The organism is Janthinobacterium sp. BJB301, assembly GCF_002735685.1.
GTDB lineage: Bacteria > Pseudomonadota > Gammaproteobacteria > Burkholderiales > Burkholderiaceae_D > Janthinobacterium > Janthinobacterium lividum.
On record NZ_PDZJ01000005.1, the window covers coordinates 237,314 to 254,764 of the forward strand.

Genomic DNA, 17,451 nt, shown 5'->3' on the forward strand with positions numbered 1-17,451 from the left:
ATGAAGCTGGATAAATTCGACCTCGCCATCCTGACGGCCCTGCAACAGGATGCCCGCATCAGCTTGCATGAGCTGAGCGCCAAGGTGGGCCTGACCTCGTCGCCATGCTGGGCCCGCATCAAGCGCATGGAAGACGATGGCGTCATCGAAGGCTATACGGTGAACGTCAACGCGGCCAAGGTGGGGCTGGCCGACACCGTCATCGTGCAAGTCACGCTGGACGACCATTCCGACCAGGCCCTGTTCGAATTCGGCCACGCGCTGGCCATGATCCCGGAAGTGCTGGAAGCGTTTCTCGTCTCGGGCGACTACGATTACTACCTGCGCATCGCGGTCAGCGACACGCGCGACTATGAACGCCTGCTGCGCGAGCGCCTGTATAAAATTCCCGGCATCCGCCACAGCAAATCGAGTTTCGTGTTGCGCCAGCTTAAACAGAGCTACCTGCCCTTGCAACGTTAAACACCTGACAAAACCTACTGCGCGTCGTGCCTTGCGGCCTCCGATGCTCACTGTGCATTCGCACAGCTCCGCTTCTCAGCCACAACTCACTGCCGCTCGCTACGGTTTTGTCTAGGTGTTGCAAGTCTCCCTGCACGGCGGGAGTTTTTCCCTAGTGCATCCCCTGTGGCTGTCCGATACTGGACGCAATAAAAACCACGATAAAACTGGGGATACGCATGAAACTGACTTTATTCGCCGCCGCCGCCATGGCGCTGTGCCAGGCGCAGGCCGCCGACCTTGCCGCTGACGCCAGCCTGGCCGCGAGCCTGGCCACCTCGGGTGACTTGCCCACCGTCATCATCACGGGCAGCATGCCGCTGCCCACCGTGGAGCAGCCGCGCGATGCCTTGGCCGCGCCCGTGCAGACGGCCAGCGCGCAGCAGATCGCCCGCAGCGGCGCGCTCGATATCTCCGCTTTCCTGCGCCGCAACCTGGGCAGCGTGGTTGTCAACGAGGTGCAGAACAACCCGTTCCAGCCCGACATCAGCTACCGCGGCTACACGGCTTCGCCCCTGCTGGGCACGCCGCAGGGGCTCTCCGTGTATCTGGATGGCATGCGGCTGAACCAGCCGTTTGGCGACGTCGTCAGCTGGGACTTGATCCCGCGCATGGCCATCGAATCGCTGACCCTGATGCCGGGCTCGAATCCCCTGTTTGGCTTGAATACCCTGGGCGGCGCGCTGGCCCTGCAAACCAAGGATGGCAGGGGCAGTCCCGGCACGGCCATCGAGGCGCGCCTGGGTTCCGATAAACGGCGCGGCGTCGAGGTCGAGCATGGCGGCAGCAATGCGCAAGGCTGGCACTGGTATGTGACGGGCAACCGCTTCAAGGAAGACGGCTGGCGCGACGATTCGCCGTCCGACGTGCGCCAGGCGTTTGGCAAGCTGGGCTGGAGCGATGCGCGCACGGACATCGCCGTCACCGTGGCCCACGCGGACAATGCGCTGACGGGCAACGGCTTGCAGGAACAGCGCCTGCTGGCGCGCGACTACCGCAGCGTCTACACCAAGCCCGATTTGACGCAAAACAGGTCGACCCTGCTGAACCTGACGGGCAAGCACCAGGCCGGCGCTGCCTTGCTCTTGTCCGGCAATGTGTACTACCGCAAGATCGACACGCACACGTTTAACGGCGACCTGAACGACGAGTCGCTCGACCAGTCCGTCTACCAGCCCGGTGCGGCCGAGCGGGCGGCCCTGGCGGCGGCCGGCTACACGGGCTTTCCCGCCAGCGGGGCGAATGCATCCAACACGCCATTCCCCAAATGGCGCTGCATCGCCAATGTGCTGCTGAGCGATGAGCCGGCCGAAAAGTGCAATGGCATGCTCAACCGCAGCCATACGCGGCAGGAAAATTATGGTTTTTCCGGTCAGTTCACCGCGCTGGCCGACGTGGCGGGAGCACGCCATGCCGTCACGGCCGGTGCCGCCTACGACACGAGCCATGCCACCTTCCGCCAGACGAGCCAGTTCGGCTATCTGAATCCCGACCGCAGCATCACGCCCGTGGATTTCTTTGCCGATGGCACGCAGATCGATGACGATGGCACGCCCGTCGATAACCGGGTCGACTTGAGCGGGCGCATGCGCACGTGGAGCGTGTATGCGAGCGACAGCATGGCGTTCAATCAAGACCTGACCCTGACCATCTCCGGCCGCTACAACCGCAGCACGGTGCGCAACCGCGATGCCATCACGCCTGGTGGCGGCAGCGGCTCGCTCGATGGCGACCATCGTTTCAGCCGCTTCAATCCCGCCATCGGCCTGGCGTATGCGCCGGCCGGAGGTACCGGCGCGTATTTCGGCTACAACGAAGGCAGCCGCACGCCGACGGCCATCGAACTTGGTTGCGCCGACCCGGAAAACCCATGCCGCCTGCCCAACGCCATGGCCGGCGACCCGCCATTGAAACAGGTGGTGACGAAGACGTGGGAGGCGGGCGTGCGCGGCCAGTGGCGCGACGTGGCCCGCTGGAGTGCGGGCGTGTTCCGCGCGGAAAACCATGACGATATCCTGTTCGTCGCCGACAACCAGGCCGGTTTCGGCTATTTCAAGAATTTCGGCAAGACACGCCACCAGGGCGTGGAACTGGCGGTCGATGGCAAGGCGGGTGCGCTGGACTTCGGCGTCAATTACACGTGGCTGCAGGCGACCTACCAAAGCCCGGAAATGGTCAACGGCAGCGCCAACAGCAGCAGCGATGCGGAGGCGCCCGGCCTGGAAGGCAATATCGTCATCGCGCCGGGCAACCGGATTCCCCTGACACCGAGCCATATCCTGAAGGCGCACGTGGATTATCAGGGCGGGCGCGACTGGACGGTGGGCCTGGCCATGACGGCCGTCTCCAGCGCGTATGCGCGCGGCAATGAAAATAACCAGCACCAGGCGGGCGGTCCATCGTACTTGGGCGCGGGCAAGAGCGGCGGCTATGCCGTGGTCGAACTGAACGGCAAGTACCAGCTGACGCCCCGGCTCAGCGTGTTCGCCCAGGTGAATAATCTGTTCGATCGGAAATATGCGACAGCGGCCCAGCTGGGCGCGACGGGTTTCGATGCCAGCGGCAATTTCAGTGCCCGGCCGCTGCCCGCCGTGAACGGCGAATATCCGATGGTCAATGCCACGTTTTATGCGGCCGGCGCGCCGCGTAGCGTGAACGTGGGTGTGCGCTACGCGTTTTAAGGGTGGACCTGCTCAATGACACCGTTGCGCAGCGCAAGATGGACGAGGGCGGCGGGGCCGGGCACGTCGAGCTTTTCCTTGATGCAGGTCTGATGGTTGGCCACCGTCTTGCTGCTCACGTGCAGCAGGCGGGCGCAGTCGGCGGCGCTGCGGCCTTCGGCCAGCAGGCGGAAGATTTCGAATTCGCGCTGGCTCAGGCTGCTCAAGCGCTGCGCTTCCATGCGGGCCGTGCCTTGCAGCATGCCCGGTGCGCTGTGCGGGTCCAGGTAGCGCCGGCCCGCGTGGGCGGCGCGCACGGCGTCGACCAGGTGTTCCGGGTCGGCCTGCTTGCTGACGAAGCCGCAGGCGCCGCCATCGAGCGCGCGCGCGATCAGCTGCGGCGTGTCGTGCATGGTAAACACCAGCACGCGGGCGCCGGCATCGCGGGCGAGCAGCTTGCGCAGCAATTCCAGGCCGCCGATGCCGGGCATGGACAAGTCCGTCACGCAGACGTCGGGCGCCTGCTCCAGGTGCAAGGCATACGCCGTTTCGCCATTGCCCGCCTCAGCCACGACGGCGATGTCGCCGCCCTGTTCCAGCAGGCGGCGGTAGCCCGTGCGCACCACCGGGTGGTCGTCCACCAGCATCACGCGGATCGGCCGTATGCTGCCGTGCACGGCGCTCATGCCGCGCACCGTGCCGCCAGGGCCACTTCGATGCGCAAGCCCTTGCCCAGCGCGCTGATCCAGCGGATATGGCCGCGCAAGCCGGCCACGCGCTCGCGCATGCCCAGCATGCCGTAACCGGATTCCTTCTGCATGTCCTGGCGCAAGCCCCGGCCATTGTCTTCGATGGCCAGGTGCAGCACCCCGCGCGCATCGGCGTGCAATTCCACCGTGGCCTGGTCGGCGCCCGCGTGGCGCGCCACGTTCGTCAAGCCTTCCTGCACCAGGCGGTAGATGGCGGTGGCGGTGCTGTCGTCGAGGCTGGCGGGGATGGCGTGCGCCGCGAAATGGCAGGCGATGCCGTGCTGCTGGGCCCAGCTGTCGCACAGCGCCTGCAGGGCCGCTTCCAAGCCCAGGCTGTCGAGCACGGGCGGGCGCAGCCGGCGCAGCATGGTGCGCACCATCGCATGCAGCGCTTCCGACGAGCGGGCGATGCTGGCGGCGCAGGCCTGCACGTTGGCCTGGTCGCCATCGCGCGCGCGCAGGATGTAGCTGGCGGCGGCGCGGATGGCCGTGCAGTCTTGTCCCACTTCATCGTGCAGCTCGCGCGCCAGCGCGCAGCGCTCCTCTTCCTGCGCGCGCAGCAGGCGCTGCGTGAGGGCGCGGTTTTGCGCCAGCAGCAGCGCCACCTGGCGTCCGCGCCGCACGGCAAAGCCGGCCAGCGCCAGCACCAGCAGCAACAGGCTCAGGACCAGTTCATCGAGTTGCCAGTGTTCCTGGCGCCAGAGCGCGCGCGTCAGCCGTTCGGCCAGGTCCAGCCTGGCGGCCAGCAGGAAAAATGCCAGCGCCAGCGTGCCGCACGCGATGATGCGCCGGGCCGGCAGCGTGCCTGAGCGGCCGCTGCCGGCCAGTTGGTAGTGTTCCATGATGCTGCTCCCTGAGCACGGTCGATCTCTTTGTTGTGCAAGCTTCATGCCATCGGTGCTGGGGCTGTGGCCGAGCGCGTGGCGGGGAGAGACTAGTGTTCCAGGATGGAACAGGTGTACCGCGATGTGACGGGAAGATGATGGTGCGGCAGGCGCGGTTTTCGAGCTTATCTGAAGTCGGGCCGGCACGCTGGCGCGCACGTCTGCAGTGCGAAGCATTGTTGTTCCAATGTAACGTTGAGATTGCTCAAGCTTTCATAGATAAAACAAAACAAAGTTTCGCGGAGCTAGATAAAAAATAAATAAATGATATTAAAAATATGTTATTTGTTTTATGCGATTTGCTATATTTGTTGACACTTTTGTGAAAAAGCTGAAAGCGGGCGCCAGACCTGCCGACCTATCTATCCACAACAAACAAGGGAATAGAATGAATCGTTCATCACATGCGCGGGTATCGCCCGCCACCGCCAATCCGCCCGCTACCCGCGGTCGCGCCACCATCCTGGCCGCGCTGGCCACCTTGTCCGTGCTGGCCTCGGCGCCGGCCATGGCCGATGTCCTGACCTTCGATAACTTGCGCCCCGACGTGTATGCCAGCGGCCAGACGCTCAATACGTCGAGCTACAACCTGCTGTTCCTGGCCGATCCGACCACGGCGGCCGGCGGCGGCGTCAGCGGCGTGGGCGCCATCCTCGATGGCCGCGTGGGCTCGTCGTGCGATATCGCCGCCTGCCCGCAGGGCGCCACCGGCAATTACCTGGCCATCCTCAACGATGGCGGCGTGAATTTTTCGCGTGCCGACCGCCAGGCGTTCAGCCTAGCCGGTTTCGATTATTCCTTCATCGCGCCCGTATCCGGCTTGCCCAACATGAATTGGGGCCAGTTGCAGCTGAGCGGCACCCTGAGCAACGGCCAGGTGATCAGTACCTCGCTGGCGTTTCCCGGCCAGGGCGGCGATGGCAATTACCATTTCCAGGGCGCTTCCCTGCTGGGCGGCTTCAGCAACTACGCGTTTACGGGCCTGACCTTCAACGCGTGCATTTTCAATGACACTGGCGCGTGCAGCAATTCCATCGATTTCCCCGCCTTTAACCAGGGCCAGTTTGCGCTCGACAATATCAACATCAGCGCCGTGCCGGAACCGTCGACCTACATGCTGATGCTGGTCGGCCTGGGCGCCATCGGCATGCTGTCGCGCCGCCGCACCGGCAAGTTCGCAGCGTTCACCGTGCAAGGAGCGTGAGATGAAATTACGTCCCGTTTCACTCGGTATCCTCCTGCTGGCCGCCAGCCTGGCGCAAGCGGCGCAGGCGCAGGAACGCCGCTCCTACATCGTGCAATTGGTCGACAAGCCGGCCGCCACCTACACGGGCCAGGTCGACGGCCTGGCCGCCACCAAGCCGGCCCCGGGCGCGCGCATCAACGTGGGCGCCGCCGATGTGCAGGCCTATTTGAGCTACCTCGACACCAAGCAGGCCGCCGTGGCCGGCACCGTCAGCGCGGCTGAAATCACGCACCAGTACAGCGTCGTCTTCAACGGCTTTTCCGCCTTGCTGACGGACGATGAAGTGCGGGCCCTGAAGAAAAACAGTGGCGTGGCCAGCATCAGCGCCGACTCCATCCTGCAGCTCGACACCAGCTACACGCCCAGCTTCCTGGGCCTGGACAAGCCGGGCGGCATCTGGGAGCAGCTGGGCGGCAAGGCGCACGCGGGTGAAGACATCATCATCGGCATCGTCGACAGCGGCATCTGGCCAGAGAACACGGCCTTTGCCGACCGCCTGGACGAGAATGGCGTACCTAGCCACAGCGGCAACAATGTCGTGTACGGCGCGCCACCGGCCAGCTGGCAGGGCACTTGCCAGACGGGCGAAGGTTTCTCCGCCGAGAATTGCAACAACAAGCTGATCGGTGCGCGCTACTACCGCGCCGCCACGTCGGCGCTGCACTGGACGGAATTTTTGTCGCCGCGCGATTCCGTCGCCGGCCTGACGGGACACGGCGGCCATGGCACGCATACGGCCTCCACGGCCGGCGGCAACAATGGCGCCCTGGCCACCTCGAACGGCGTGTCGCTGGGCAAGGCATCGGGCATGGCACCGCGCGCCCGCATCGCCGCCTATAAAGTGTGCTGGACGGCCGCATCGACGGGCCGCAACGGTTGCGCCACGGCCGACAGCGTGGCCGCCATCGACCAGGCGGTCAAGGATGGCGTCAACGTCATCAACTTCTCCATCGGCCCGAACGCGGGCGGCGGCGCCTTCGACGAACCGACGGAAGTGGCCTTCCTCGGCGCGGCGGCAGCCGGCGTATTCGTTGCCACGTCGGGCGGCAATTCCGGTCCGGCCACGCCCGCACCGGACGTGCCGGCGCCCGTGTCGCACATCAGCCCGTGGCTGGCAACCGTTGCCAATTCCACCCACAACCGCCTGTACGCGGGCAATGTCATCCTCAGCAACGGCACCAAGCTGGAAGGCGCGTCGAGCAATGCGAAGACGCCGGTGCTGCCGCTGATCCGCTCGCGCGACGCGGGCCTGGCCGGCGTGCTGCCGACGGACGTCAATCTGCTGCGCTGCTTCGGCGCGGCCGATGCCACTTCGGCGTATCTGGACCCGGCGAAAGTGGCCGGCAAGATACTCGTGTGCGACCGTGGCGGCAACGTGCTGGTCAACAAGAGCGCGAATGCGAAGACGGCCGGCGCGGCGGGCGTGATCATCGCCAACGTGGCCGGCGGCGCCAACACCATCATCAACCAGGCGCACGTGCTGTCGACCGTGCACCTGGCGCAGGCGCAGGGCGACGCGCTGAAGGCATTCATGGCGGCGACGCCCGATGGCACGGCGGCGCTGGGCGAAGTCCATACGATCCCCGACACCACGGTGCAGGCGCCGATCGTCAGCGACCGGTCCTCGCGCGGGCCGAACGTGGCCAATGCGAACATCCTGAAACCGGATCTCTCGGCGCCCGGCACCAACGTGCTGGCCGGCGTGACGGCCGACCTGACGCAGGCGCAGCGCGATGCCGTGGCGGCGGGCGGCGTGGCGCCGGCGGCCGAGTGGGATTTCTATTCCGGCACTTCGATGGCCAGTCCGCACGTGGCTGGTGTGGCGGCGCTGCTCAAGCAGCAGCATCCCGACTGGTCGCCCGCGGCCATCAAGTCGGCGCTGATGACGACGGCCTTCAGCACCTATTCGGATGGCTTGAACGGTTCCGTGTCGTGGGATGCCACGGCGAAGACCTCGGGCCAGCTGCCATGGGGCCAGGGCGCCGGCCACATTGCGCCGAACAGCGCGGCCGATCCTGGCCTCGTGTACGACATGTCGGAAATCGACTATGCGCGCTTCCTGTGCGGTCTGAACCTGAAGGTCTACAGCGCCGCCACGTGCCAGGCCATCGGTACCATCACGGCCTATAACCTGAACCTGGCGTCGCTGACGGCGGCAAACGTGCTGGGCACGCAAACGCTGACGCGCACGGTGACCAACGTGGGCACCAGCAGCGCCGTCTACAACGTCTCGGCCAGCCTGCCCGGCTATACGGTGGCGGTGACGCCTACCAGCCTGAACCTGGCGCCGGGCGCCAAGGGCCAGTACCAGGTCAAGCTGACGCGTACCACGGCGCCGGCCAATACCTGGACCTACGGCGCCCTGAGCTGGACGGATGGCACGCACACCGTGCGCAGCCCGCTGACGGCGCGCGGCACCTCGCTGGCCGCCATTCCGCTGGTCAGCAGCGAAGCGGCCACGGGCAGCAAGGTGCTGACCCTGGGCACGGGCTTCACGGGCGCGCTGGTCGGCGTCAAGTCGGGTCTCGTCGAAGCCGTGCGCCAGACGCGCACGATCGGCCAGGCGGCGACAGGGGCTGCCGCATCGGCTGCCTGCAAGGCGGGCGGCGCCACGGGTGTGAACGTGCACAACGTGGTGATCCCGGCCGGCACCCTGGCGGCGCGCTTTGCCACCTACGACGCGGAAACGACGGGCGGCGCGAATACCGACATGGACATGGAGGTCTACAACGCCGCCAATGTGCTGGTCGGCAGCAGCGGCAATGAGAGTTCCAATGAGCAGGTGGAACTGCGCCTGCCTGCCGCCGGCACCTACAAGGTGTGCGTGATCGGTTTTGCGCCGCAAAACGGCCAGGCCGACTACACCTTGTCGTCGTGGGTGCTGGCGCCGGGCTTGAACAACGGCAGCTTCAAGGCGCTGATGCCGGGCACGGCCTACACGGGCGGCACCGCATCTGTCTCCCTGAGCTGGTCCAACCTGGCCGAAGGCAAGCGCCACCTGGGCGCCGTCGGCTACCAGGTGGCTGGCGTGGTGCAGGGCGTGACGGTGGTCGAGGTCAATACCAATGATCCCGTGCCGCTGTTCCAGAACGCGCGCGGCGCCAGGCCGGTGCTGGCGGAATAAACCGTTCATTGTGTGAACGCAGGGCGTGCCTCCGGGCACGCCTTTTTTTTATTCACCCACCCCCGTTCGGGAGGAATAGCGCTTGCGCGCCGGCAAAGCCACCGGTATCTTGTCGGATAGCCATGGCTTTGTGCCCTGGCATTCTTGGGGAGTCGCGCGTGACCAGTTTCCGCACCAATACCGACCGCCTGCTGGAAGTGCGCCTGCAGGATGAAAAAGTGCTGGCGATTGCCGGCGCCATGGTCGCCTATACGGGCGCCATCAAATTTGAAAAGTCCCTGCTCGGTGGCGAGGGCATCTTTGGCGCGCTCAAGCGCAAGGTGACGAACGAAGGCATGCAGGTGATGCAGGCCGCCGGCACGGGCACCGTGTTTTTCGCGCAGAATGCGGCCGAGATCACCGTCATGGCGCTGGCCGGCGAAAAGCTGACCATCGAAAGCAGCAGCCTGCTGGCCTACGACACGAGCCTGAAGACGGGCACCAGCTTTGCGGGCTTGCGCGGCGCCAGTTCCGGCCAGGGCCTGTTTTCCACCACCGTGGAAGGCAACGGCAACCTGGCCGTCATTTCGCGCGGCAACCTGATCATGCTGGAAGTGACGCCGGCGCATCCGCTGCGCGTGGACCCGGACGCTTTCGTCGGCTTCAAGGGCGACATCCGCCAGGAATTCGTTTTTGATGTCAACTGGCGCACGATGATCGGCCAGAGCTCGGGCGAATCGTACCAGCACAAATTCACAGGCCAGGGCGTGGTGTTCATCCAGCCCGCCGAACGTTAAGTCAGCGAGGACCCACGATGCCTGTCTATCAGCAGATCAATGAAAAGATGCTTGAGGTCAAACTCGGCAATGAAGAAGTGTTCGCGCGCAAGGGCGCCATGGTGTCGTACCAGGGCGACGTGGCGTTCAGCCGCTCCTTCCTGGCCGGCCAGGGCGTGCAAAGCCTGGCCATGCGCGCCGTCACGAATGAAGGCTACGCCATGATGTCGGCGCGTGGCACGGGCAGCGTGTTTTACGCCCAGGGCGGCCTGTTCGTCACCATCGTCCCCGTGCGCGGCGAGACGTTTTATGTGGAAAGCGATTCCCTGCTGGCCTTCGATGCGCGCCTGACGGCTGGCACCATGTTCCTCGGCAACCAGGGCGGCGTGCAGGGCGTGGTGCGCGGCATGGCCTCGGGCCAGGGCTTGTTTACCACCACCCTGCAAGGCACGGGCGAAGTGGCGATCCTGTCCGATGGTAACGCCATCGGCTTGCCCGTCACGCCGGACGTGCCCGTGTTTGTCGACCCGCAAGCGTATATCGGCCATACGGGGCAGCTGAGCTCGACCATCGTCACGGACCTGAACTGGAAAACCTTCGTCGGCCAGGCGTCCGGCGAATCGTACCAGGTGAAGTTCACGGGCCAGGGCACGGTCTACATCCAAGCGAGCGAAAGGTAAGCCATGACGATTTACAATCCCGATACCTTGCCGAAGAACGATAACCTGAACCGTTTTTCGTATGTCATCGACGTCAAGGAACAGATCTTCATTCGCAAGGGCAAGATGATCGCCTTTTATGGCGAACTGCGCTTCGAAGCCATGGGCAGCAGCGTGCTCGACTTGATCGTGCGCAACGCCTTCAATGCGCCAAAATACATCCACCACTTTGTCGTGGCGCAAGGGCAAGGCCAACTGATCCTGGGCGACAACGGCAATGACCTGGCGTGCTACGACCTGGACAACGCCAACATGACCATCCGCGCGAAAAACCTGCTGGGTTTTACGAAGGACGTGATTTGCCAGGAATCGACCTTGCCCGGCTATCTGACCATGATCGGCACGGGCAAGGTGATCGCCTCGTCGAACGGCCCCGTGCATTTCCTGGAACTGCCGTGCCGCGTCGACGAGCAGGCCGTGCTGGGCTGGGCCGATTGCCCCAGCCCGTCGTATCACTACGATTACGCCCACGTGCAGGGCTGGGCCTCGGCCGCCGGCGCGCTTACCGGTTTCAGTTTGTCGGGCGAGGAAAAACAGATCGACTTCACGGGCGCCGGCACGGTGCTGGTGCAGTCGTCCGAGCTGGACGTGACGGGCAGTTCCGCCCTGATGCAGCTGCTGGCGCAATTGCCGCTGCTGGGCAAGGAAGACCTCGGCACCTTGAGTCTTTCTGTCCAGCAGCAGATGAAGGAACAGCGTTAAGTTACCTGACGGCCGCCCAGCCGGGCGGCCGTTTTTCAAGGAAGGCGGTGACGCCTTCGTCCGCATCCTCTTCCATCATGTTGCGCGCCATCACGTCGCCCGCGTACGCATACGCCTCGTCCAGCGGCAGCTGGCGCTGTTGGTAAAACATCTGTTTGCCGTAGCGGATGGCCGTCGGGCTTTTCGCCATGATCTGCTGCGCCAGGCGCGCCACGGCGTCGTCGAGCGCTGTGTCGGCCACCGTTTCGTTGATCAGGCCCCAGTCGGCGGCCGTGTCGGCGTCAATGAAGCGGCCCGTTACCAGCATGTCGAAGGCCCGCTTGGGCGAGACATTGCGCGACAGGGCCACGGATGGCGTGGCGCAGAACAGGCCCACGTTGATGCCGGACACGGCAAAGCGGGCGGACGCGCCCGCCACGGCCAGGTCGCAGCTGGCGACCAATTGGCAGCCGGCCGCCGTGGCGATGCCGTGCACGCGGGCAATCACGGGCACGGGCAAGGTTTGAATGGCTTGCATCACGCGCGAGCATTGCGCGAACAGGGTTTGGTAATACGCAAGCTGGCGCGTCGCCTGCATCTGGCGCAAATCGTGGCCTGCGCAAAACGCCTTGCCTTCGGCGGCCAGCACCACGCAGCGCACGTGCGGCTGCCCGGCGATGAAGTCGAGTTCAGCCTGCAGCGCGGCCAGCATGGCTTCCGACAGGGCATTGAATTGTAGTGGACGGTTCAGGCGCAGGGTGACCAGGCCACCCTCGTCCTCGCGCAGCACCAGCGGTGCTTGCGTGTCATGTGTTGCGGTCATGCGGTCTCCAGTGGCCTGATGGCCTTGTTATTTTCAGGAAATCTTATTTGGCGGCGTTGACGCTGCCGATGCCGGCGATCGACTTGTGCACGATCTTCGGCTTGCCGTAATAGATCAGTTCGCCCATGCCGCGCACCACGGCGTTCAGTTCGCCCGAGGAATACACCTTGACGGAACCGATGCCGTCGAAATTGACGTCGACGTTTTTCGCCAACAAGGCTTTCGTATCGACTTCGCCCACGCCTTGCGCTTTCAGGCGCAGCCAGTCGACCTGTCCATCGGCCGCCAGGCGGCCCGCGCCCTTGTAGCTGATGTCGACTCGTGGACCATTGAGCTTGGTCAATATCTTTTCTCCCGCGCCTTCCGCGATCAGCTTGCGCAAGGTGGGCATGGTGATGATGACCCGCGGGTCGCCATCCGTCTTCTTGATGTCCTTGTCCTTCATGGAAATTTTCAGCTCGCCATCGACCACTTCCGTGATCACGCCGCTGAGGAATTTCTGGTCGCCGCGCAGCAGCAGGCTTTGTTCCTTGCCCGATTCGACTTCGATGCTGATGGGGCCGCGGATGTCGATGGCGTTGAAGGCGCCGACCGTGCGGGTTTGCTCGTCGGCATGCGCGAGCGTGGAGAGGCAGGCAAGGGACAGGACTGACAACAGGAACAGAGGGCGCATGGCGGTTTCCTTGAGTAGTTGATCAGTGTATTCTATTGTGCAACATCTCCATTGGGGAGAAATTTGCGATGAACTGCACAAATCGCGGCGCGGATGATACGGCTGCCATCGGGCAGCCGCGCGCCCGGCAAGGCGCCGTTGGGCTATGCTATGGCGTACCGCGTCCTGGAGACTGCATGAAAAATTACCACAAAGAAGACTATCCCGTCGCCGACATCCGGCGCTTCCTTGAACCGGGGCCCGTGGTGCTCGTCAGTTCAACGTGGAAGGGGGAAAGCGACGTCATGACCATGGCCTGGCACATGCTGATGGAATTTACGCCATCCTTGCTGGGCTGCTTCATTTCCGACGCGAACCACAGCTATGAAATGATCAAGCGCAGCATGGAGTGCGTGATCAACCTGCCCACGGCCGATATGGTCGACCAGGTGGTGGCCATCGGCAATTGCAGCGGCGAAGATACGGACAAGTTCACGGCCTTCGGCCTGACGGCCCAGCCGGCCGAGCAGGTGGGCGCGCCCCTGATCGCCGAGTGCTACGCCAACTTCGAATGCAAGCTGGCCCAGGTGTCGGGCAACCCGAAAGGCGGTTTCTTCATTTTCGAGTGCGTGAAAGCCCACGTGGCCACGTCGCCCAAGCTGCCCGAAACCCTGCACTACCGTGGCAATGGCGAGTTCATGGTGTCGGGCAGGACCATCAGCCGCAAGAGTTTGATGAAGCCTGAAATGCGTTAACCCCAAACGCAAGGGCCGGGGTCGGACCCTGAGGGTCCGACCCCAGATTTTGTCATTGGGTTAAATGACACCTTGCGCCAGCATCGCGTCGGCCACTTTGACGAAGCCGGCGATATTGGCGCCATCCACATAGCTGACCGTGCCGTCGGCGCGCGTGCCGTACTGCTTGCACGCGGCGTGGATGCCTTGCATGATCTGCAGCAAACGCGCATCGACTTCCTCGCGCGGCCACGATATGCGGGCCGCGTTCTGGCTCATTTCCAGGCCGGACGTCGCCACGCCGCCCGCATTGCTGGCCTTGCCCGGCGCGTACAGCACGCCGGCCGCTTCGAAGGCCTTGGCTGCCTCGATGGTGGTGGGCATGTTGGCGCCTTCGGCCACGCATTGCACGCCATTGGCGATCAAGGTGCGCGCATCGTCGATGTTCAGTTCATTTTGCGTGGCGCAGGGCAGGGCGATGTCGACCGGCACATGCCATGGCGATACGCCTGCTTCGAAGCGCACGCCCGTGCGCGCGGCGTAATCGCTGACCCTGCCATACAGATGGTTCTTGATCTCCATCAGGATGGCCAGCTTTTCCGGCGTAAAGCCGTCTTCGTCGATGACGGTGCCGCTCGAATCGGAGACGGTGATGACTTTCGCGCCCATGGCCATGGCTTTCTCGACCGCGTATTGCGCCACGTTGCCCGAGCCGGACACGGACACGCGCATGCCTTCGAACGAGCGGCCCCGGGTTTTCAGCATTTCCTGCGCGAAATACACGGTGCCGTAGCCCGTCGCTTCCGGACGCATCAGCGAGCCGCCGAAGCTGGCGCCCTTGCCCGTGAATACGCAGTCGGCGCGGTTGCTGAGTTTTTTCATCATGCCGGCCATGTAACCCACTTCGCGCCCGCCCACGCCGATGTCGCCGGCCGGCACGTCCGTGTCCGAACCCACATGGCGGAACAGTTCGCTCACGAAGGCCTGGCAGAAGCGCATCACTTCGCCCGGGCTCTTGCCCTTCGGATCGAAATCGGCGCCGCCCTTGCCGCCGCCCATCGGCAAGGTGGTCAGGGCATTCTTGAACGTCTGTTCGAAGGCGAGGAATTTCAGCACGGACAAGGTGACGGAAGGGTGGAAGCGGATGCCGCCCTTGTACGGCCCGATGGCCATGCTGTGCTGGATGCGGTAGCCGCGATTGACTTGTACTTGCCCGTGGTCATCGACCCACGACACGCGGAACATCACCACGCGCTCCGGCTCGATCAAGCGTTCCAGCAAGCCTTGTTCCGCGTATTTCGGGTGCTGTTCCAGGAATGGCCACAAGCTCTCCATGACTTCGGTGACGGCTTGCAGAAACTCGGGTTGACCTGGATTGCGTGCGGCGACATGCTGGACATACTCGTGAGCAGATGCGTATTTCATCAGAATTCCATGGAGGTAAACGGTTATTTGGGCAACTATCATCGCAGATTTTGCACGAAAATGGTGCGGAAATTTTGTTTTGAGGGGTTTCTGCTACATTCTGGAGCGCGCTTTCCCATCAAGCGGCGAGGCAAAGCAGATAGTGGTCTGGTGGAAAAAATGACCGAAAAACAAAAAACGCCAGCGCGAGCGCTGGCGTTGCGGGCCGTTACATCGGATGCCCGGATCGTTTCGGGCGCAGCTCAGGCAAGAGTGCTTCCTTGCCGATGAGTAGCTGCATGGCGCGCTGCCGCAGCGTGTGGCGAATCCGGTGCGGGGCCCGGCATGCAATAGTGTCTAACAAGAAATAGGAAAGGGTGCGCAGGCTGGATGCCGGGCGCGGCACGCTGGCGCGCCAGTAACGTAGCGCCGCCCGCATGCCGGTATGGCTCAGCAGGGAACGCAGATTGTTCAGCCGGCGCGCGCAACAGATCCGCTTCGCCAGCGCTGGCGCCAGCTGCTCGAGATAGGGCGCGACAATGGCATCCATATTCAGGAAATGCTCGAACTTGCGCGCCGGCGCCGTCATCTGCGGATGATGTTGCCGATAGTGCAGCAGGACGTTGCTGCTGTAGCGGATGGACATGCCGGCACTCAGGCAGCGTATCCAGTAGTCGTAAGCGGCACCTTCCTTCAGTTGTTCGCTGAATGGCCCGATACGGGAGAGCAGTCGTTTGCTGAGCAACACGCCGGATGGCTGGATGGGAGAACCCAGCAGGCAGGCGGGCCAGGTGGCAAACTGCCGTGGCGTTGCCCAAGCCACGGGATTGCCGCCATGGCTGTTCAGCGTGGCAACTTGTGATACATACATGATCGCATCTGGCGTTACTGATGCGTGTACCTGTGCCAGTTGTTCAGCCAGTTTTCCAGGACACCAGATGTCATCGTCGTCGATGAAGGAGACCCATGGAAAACGGGCGGCTGCCACTCCCGTGTTCCGGGCGGCCGCCAGGCCGGTGCCCGCATTGTGCACGATGATTACGTGCGGGTAGGCTTGCCGGACGTAGGCGGCCGTGCCATCGCTGCTGGCGTCATCGATCAGCAAGATTTCCTGCGCGGGCCTGGACTGGGCCAGCAGCGATTGCAAGGTGTCGTCGAGAAAGCCCCTGGACCAGCCGTTCCTGGTGCAAATGATGACGCTGACGGGGGCGACGCTCATGGCGCCACGGCTTCTGGCAGCGCAACACGGATGCGGATGGCTGCGCCGTCTTGCCGGATGTCATACGGTTGCAGTGTCAATGACGGGCACGATGATTTTCCTGTTTGCAAGTCGAACGAGATGGCACAGGCCGGGCAATACACTTTGTCGCTATCGCATCCGCCATCGGCCAGGTCTACGCCGTAATGCGGGCAGGCCGCGTCGTAGGCGCGGGTGCCGTCGCTGGTGTGCACCAGCATGATGCGATACGGCGCGGCATCGACGATGATGCGCTGCGTGTCCGGCCCGGCGGCAGGCAGCTGGCCATGTATGAAGCCGCTCGCCTGGTCGAGCTGGCCGGCAATGACGGGAACGGCTGCCGGCGTCTGCACGGGGGCGGCGACGACGGGCGCGCCGAAGTTGTCTTCGCGTCGCAGGTGCAGCACTTCATCGTGGCCTTGCTCGATATCGGCGGCCCGGCGCCAGAATTCGCGCGAGTAAAAACAGGCGGGATCGAAGGTCGGGCGGGAAGCATTCAGGCGCATGGAGATGGCCACGCGCGTCGCGTCCGTCGTATTGAGGTGCGTGCCGTGCAGCACTTCTGGATCGAAGACCAGCATTTCGCCTGCCGCCAGGGGCAGATAAGTCGGCACCGGCAGGCGGTAGCCCGCTTGCAGGTACAGCGTGCGTCGCTCGCAGGGCAGCGAGGTGTTGGCCAATTCCGGATACAGCACCATGCCCGCTTCCGCCGGCACTTCGCCGATGGCCCACCAGATATTGCGCCCGTCCCGCGAATGGCCGGCCCAGCTATCGATGTGCGGACCATGCGCCCAGGCGGCGGGCGGGTGGCCCCGGTGATAGTCTTTCGGCGCGTACACGGGGTCAACGACTTTACGGGCTTGAAATTGCTCGCGCACGGACGCGCTGAGGCGGCCAATGCCGGGATTTTCGCTCGCCGGATTGGTCTTGCGCGCCACTTCATAGGGGAAGTTGATGCGCAGGATCAAATAGTCATCCACATAGAAATCACCATCCCAGCCCAGGATCTGGCGGCCGACGGCCGTTGCCATGGCCAGCAAGGGCTGGCGCAAGCGTTCCAGCACCTGGTTGCGCAAGGACGTCACATCGTCGGTGTCGATCACTTCGTGCAGCCGCTCGATGCCATGCTGGCGCAGCACCTGGGCTGCCGAGGTGCCCTTCATTTGTTCGACCGTGGAAATGATTTCGCTGAGCACGCGTTCGGTCATCGTTGCCCACGGAGCGAGTTCACGGACGTGACACTTGAGCCACACGCCCTGTGTCGAGGATGGAGCGCTCATCT

15 protein-coding genes are annotated in these 17,451 nt (G+C 64.0%); 8 read left to right on the top strand and 7 right to left on the bottom strand.

The window, feature by feature from the left end; all coding sequences use genetic code 11:
• Together CSQ91_RS25145 and CSQ91_RS25150 are read left to right on the top strand one after the other, a co-directional pair.
• Window positions 1-462: an Lrp/AsnC family transcriptional regulator gene (locus CSQ91_RS25145; RefSeq protein WP_034784295.1), complete on the top strand. Its 462-nt coding sequence runs from the start codon at window positions 1-3 to the stop codon at window positions 460-462.
• A gap of 218 nt (window positions 463-680) precedes the next feature.
• On the top strand, window positions 681-3,182 hold the full coding sequence (locus CSQ91_RS25150) for a TonB-dependent receptor (RefSeq protein WP_099389932.1): 2,502 nt from the start codon (window positions 681-683) through the stop codon (window positions 3,180-3,182).
• Here CSQ91_RS25150 and CSQ91_RS25155 read toward each other — a convergent pair.
• Together CSQ91_RS25155 and CSQ91_RS25160 are read right to left on the bottom strand one after the other, a co-directional pair.
• The gene (locus CSQ91_RS25155; protein ID WP_099389933.1) at window positions 3,179-3,847 is read right to left on the bottom strand and encodes a response regulator; all 669 of its coding nucleotides are present in this window, start codon (window positions 3,845-3,847) and stop codon (window positions 3,179-3,181) included. The genes CSQ91_RS25150 and CSQ91_RS25155 overlap by 4 nt on opposite strands.
• On the bottom strand, window positions 3,844-4,752 hold the full coding sequence (locus tag CSQ91_RS25160) for a histidine kinase (protein ID WP_180278513.1): 909 nt from the start codon (window positions 4,750-4,752) through the stop codon (window positions 3,844-3,846). The genes CSQ91_RS25155 and CSQ91_RS25160 overlap by 4 nt, the downstream gene beginning before the upstream one ends.
• Before the next feature lie 430 nt (window positions 4,753-5,182).
• Here CSQ91_RS25160 and CSQ91_RS25165 point away from each other — a divergent pair, with 430 nt between their 5' ends.
• The 5 genes from CSQ91_RS25165 (at window position 5,183) to CSQ91_RS25185 (ending at window position 11,340) form a co-directional block, all read left to right on the top strand.
• Window positions 5,183-5,998: an NF038120 family PEP-CTERM protein gene (locus CSQ91_RS25165; RefSeq protein ID WP_034784293.1), complete on the top strand. Its 816-nt coding sequence runs from the start codon at window positions 5,183-5,185 to the stop codon at window positions 5,996-5,998.
• Between the two features lies 1 nt (window position 5,999).
• On the top strand, window positions 6,000-9,164 hold the full coding sequence (locus CSQ91_RS29380; protein ID WP_099389935.1) for a S8 family serine peptidase: 3,165 nt from the start codon (window positions 6,000-6,002) through the stop codon (window positions 9,162-9,164).
• A gap of 158 nt (window positions 9,165-9,322) precedes the next feature.
• Complete coding sequence (locus CSQ91_RS25175; RefSeq protein ID WP_034784290.1) at window positions 9,323-9,940, top strand: AIM24 family protein; 618 nt, start codon at window positions 9,323-9,325, stop codon at window positions 9,938-9,940.
• 17 nt (window positions 9,941-9,957) lie between these two features.
• Window positions 9,958-10,599, top strand: a complete 642-nt coding sequence (locus tag CSQ91_RS25180; RefSeq protein ID WP_099389936.1) for an AIM24 family protein — start codon at window positions 9,958-9,960, stop codon at window positions 10,597-10,599.
• A 3-nt stretch (window positions 10,600-10,602) separates the two neighbouring features.
• A complete protein-coding gene (locus tag CSQ91_RS25185) occupies window positions 10,603-11,340 on the top strand; it encodes an AIM24 family protein (protein ID WP_034784287.1) in 738 nt (245 codons plus the stop codon).
• Window position 11,341: 1 nt separating this feature from the next.
• Here CSQ91_RS25185 and CSQ91_RS25190 read toward each other — a convergent pair whose 3' ends face one another.
• Together CSQ91_RS25190 and CSQ91_RS25195 are read right to left on the bottom strand one after the other, a co-directional pair.
• On the bottom strand, window positions 11,342-12,142 hold the full coding sequence (locus tag CSQ91_RS25190; RefSeq protein ID WP_099389937.1) for an enoyl-CoA hydratase: 801 nt from the start codon (window positions 12,140-12,142) through the stop codon (window positions 11,342-11,344).
• A 43-nt stretch (window positions 12,143-12,185) separates the two neighbouring features.
• Window positions 12,186-12,815 carry a head GIN domain-containing protein gene (locus tag CSQ91_RS25195; RefSeq protein WP_070259867.1) on the bottom strand — a complete coding sequence of 210 codons (630 nt, stop codon included), beginning with the start codon at window positions 12,813-12,815 and terminating at the stop codon, window positions 12,186-12,188.
• Window positions 12,816-12,991: 176 nt separating this feature from the next.
• Here CSQ91_RS25195 and CSQ91_RS25200 point away from each other — a divergent pair, with 176 nt between their 5' ends.
• A complete protein-coding gene (locus tag CSQ91_RS25200; protein WP_099389938.1) occupies window positions 12,992-13,549 on the top strand; it encodes a flavin reductase family protein in 558 nt (185 codons plus the stop codon).
• 60 nt (window positions 13,550-13,609) lie between these two features.
• Here CSQ91_RS25200 and gdhA read toward each other — a convergent pair whose 3' ends face one another.
• The 3 genes from gdhA to CSQ91_RS25215 form a co-directional block, all read right to left on the bottom strand.
• Window positions 13,610-14,953: an NADP-specific glutamate dehydrogenase gene (gene gdhA, locus CSQ91_RS25205; RefSeq protein WP_092608844.1), complete on the bottom strand. Its 1,344-nt coding sequence runs from the start codon at window positions 14,951-14,953 to the stop codon at window positions 13,610-13,612.
• Window positions 14,954-15,161: 208 nt separating this feature from the next.
• On the bottom strand, window positions 15,162-16,151 hold the full coding sequence (locus tag CSQ91_RS25210; RefSeq protein ID WP_099389939.1) for a glycosyltransferase family 2 protein: 990 nt from the start codon (window positions 16,149-16,151) through the stop codon (window positions 15,162-15,164).
• Window positions 16,148-17,449, bottom strand: coding sequence for a Rieske 2Fe-2S domain-containing protein (locus CSQ91_RS25215; protein ID WP_180278514.1), 1,302 nt, complete (start codon window positions 17,447-17,449; stop codon window positions 16,148-16,150). Before CSQ91_RS25215 ends, CSQ91_RS25210 begins: the two co-directional genes overlap by 4 nt.
• Between the last annotated feature and the right edge of the window lie 2 nt (window positions 17,450-17,451).

Coding starts and splice junctions, on each gene's coding strand:
- CSQ91_RS25145 (WP_034784295.1), top strand. CDS start 1: ATGAAGCTGGATAAATTCGACCTCGCCATCCTGACGGCCCTGCAACAG.
- CSQ91_RS25150 (WP_099389932.1), top strand. CDS start 681: ATGAAACTGACTTTATTCGCCGCCGCCGCCATGGCGCTGTGCCAGGCG.
- CSQ91_RS25155 (WP_099389933.1), bottom strand. CDS start 3,847: ATGAGCGCCGTGCACGGCAGCATACGGCCGATCCGCGTGATGCTGGTG.
- CSQ91_RS25160 (WP_180278513.1), bottom strand. CDS start 4,752: ATGGAACACTACCAACTGGCCGGCAGCGGCCGCTCAGGCACGCTGCCG.
- CSQ91_RS25165 (WP_034784293.1), top strand. CDS start 5,183: ATGAATCGTTCATCACATGCGCGGGTATCGCCCGCCACCGCCAATCCG.
- CSQ91_RS29380 (WP_099389935.1), top strand. CDS start 6,000: ATGAAATTACGTCCCGTTTCACTCGGTATCCTCCTGCTGGCCGCCAGC.
- CSQ91_RS25180 (WP_099389936.1), top strand. CDS start 9,958: ATGCCTGTCTATCAGCAGATCAATGAAAAGATGCTTGAGGTCAAACTC.
- CSQ91_RS25185 (WP_034784287.1), top strand. CDS start 10,603: ATGACGATTTACAATCCCGATACCTTGCCGAAGAACGATAACCTGAAC.
- CSQ91_RS25190 (WP_099389937.1), bottom strand. CDS start 12,142: ATGACCGCAACACATGACACGCAAGCACCGCTGGTGCTGCGCGAGGAC.
- CSQ91_RS25195 (WP_070259867.1), bottom strand. CDS start 12,815: ATGCGCCCTCTGTTCCTGTTGTCAGTCCTGTCCCTTGCCTGCCTCTCC.
- CSQ91_RS25200 (WP_099389938.1), top strand. CDS start 12,992: ATGAAAAATTACCACAAAGAAGACTATCCCGTCGCCGACATCCGGCGC.
- gdhA (WP_092608844.1), bottom strand. CDS start 14,953: ATGAAATACGCATCTGCTCACGAGTATGTCCAGCATGTCGCCGCACGC.
- CSQ91_RS25210 (WP_099389939.1), bottom strand. CDS start 16,151: ATGAGCGTCGCCCCCGTCAGCGTCATCATTTGCACCAGGAACGGCTGG.
- CSQ91_RS25215 (WP_180278514.1), bottom strand. CDS start 17,449: ATGAGCGCTCCATCCTCGACACAGGGCGTGTGGCTCAAGTGTCACGTC.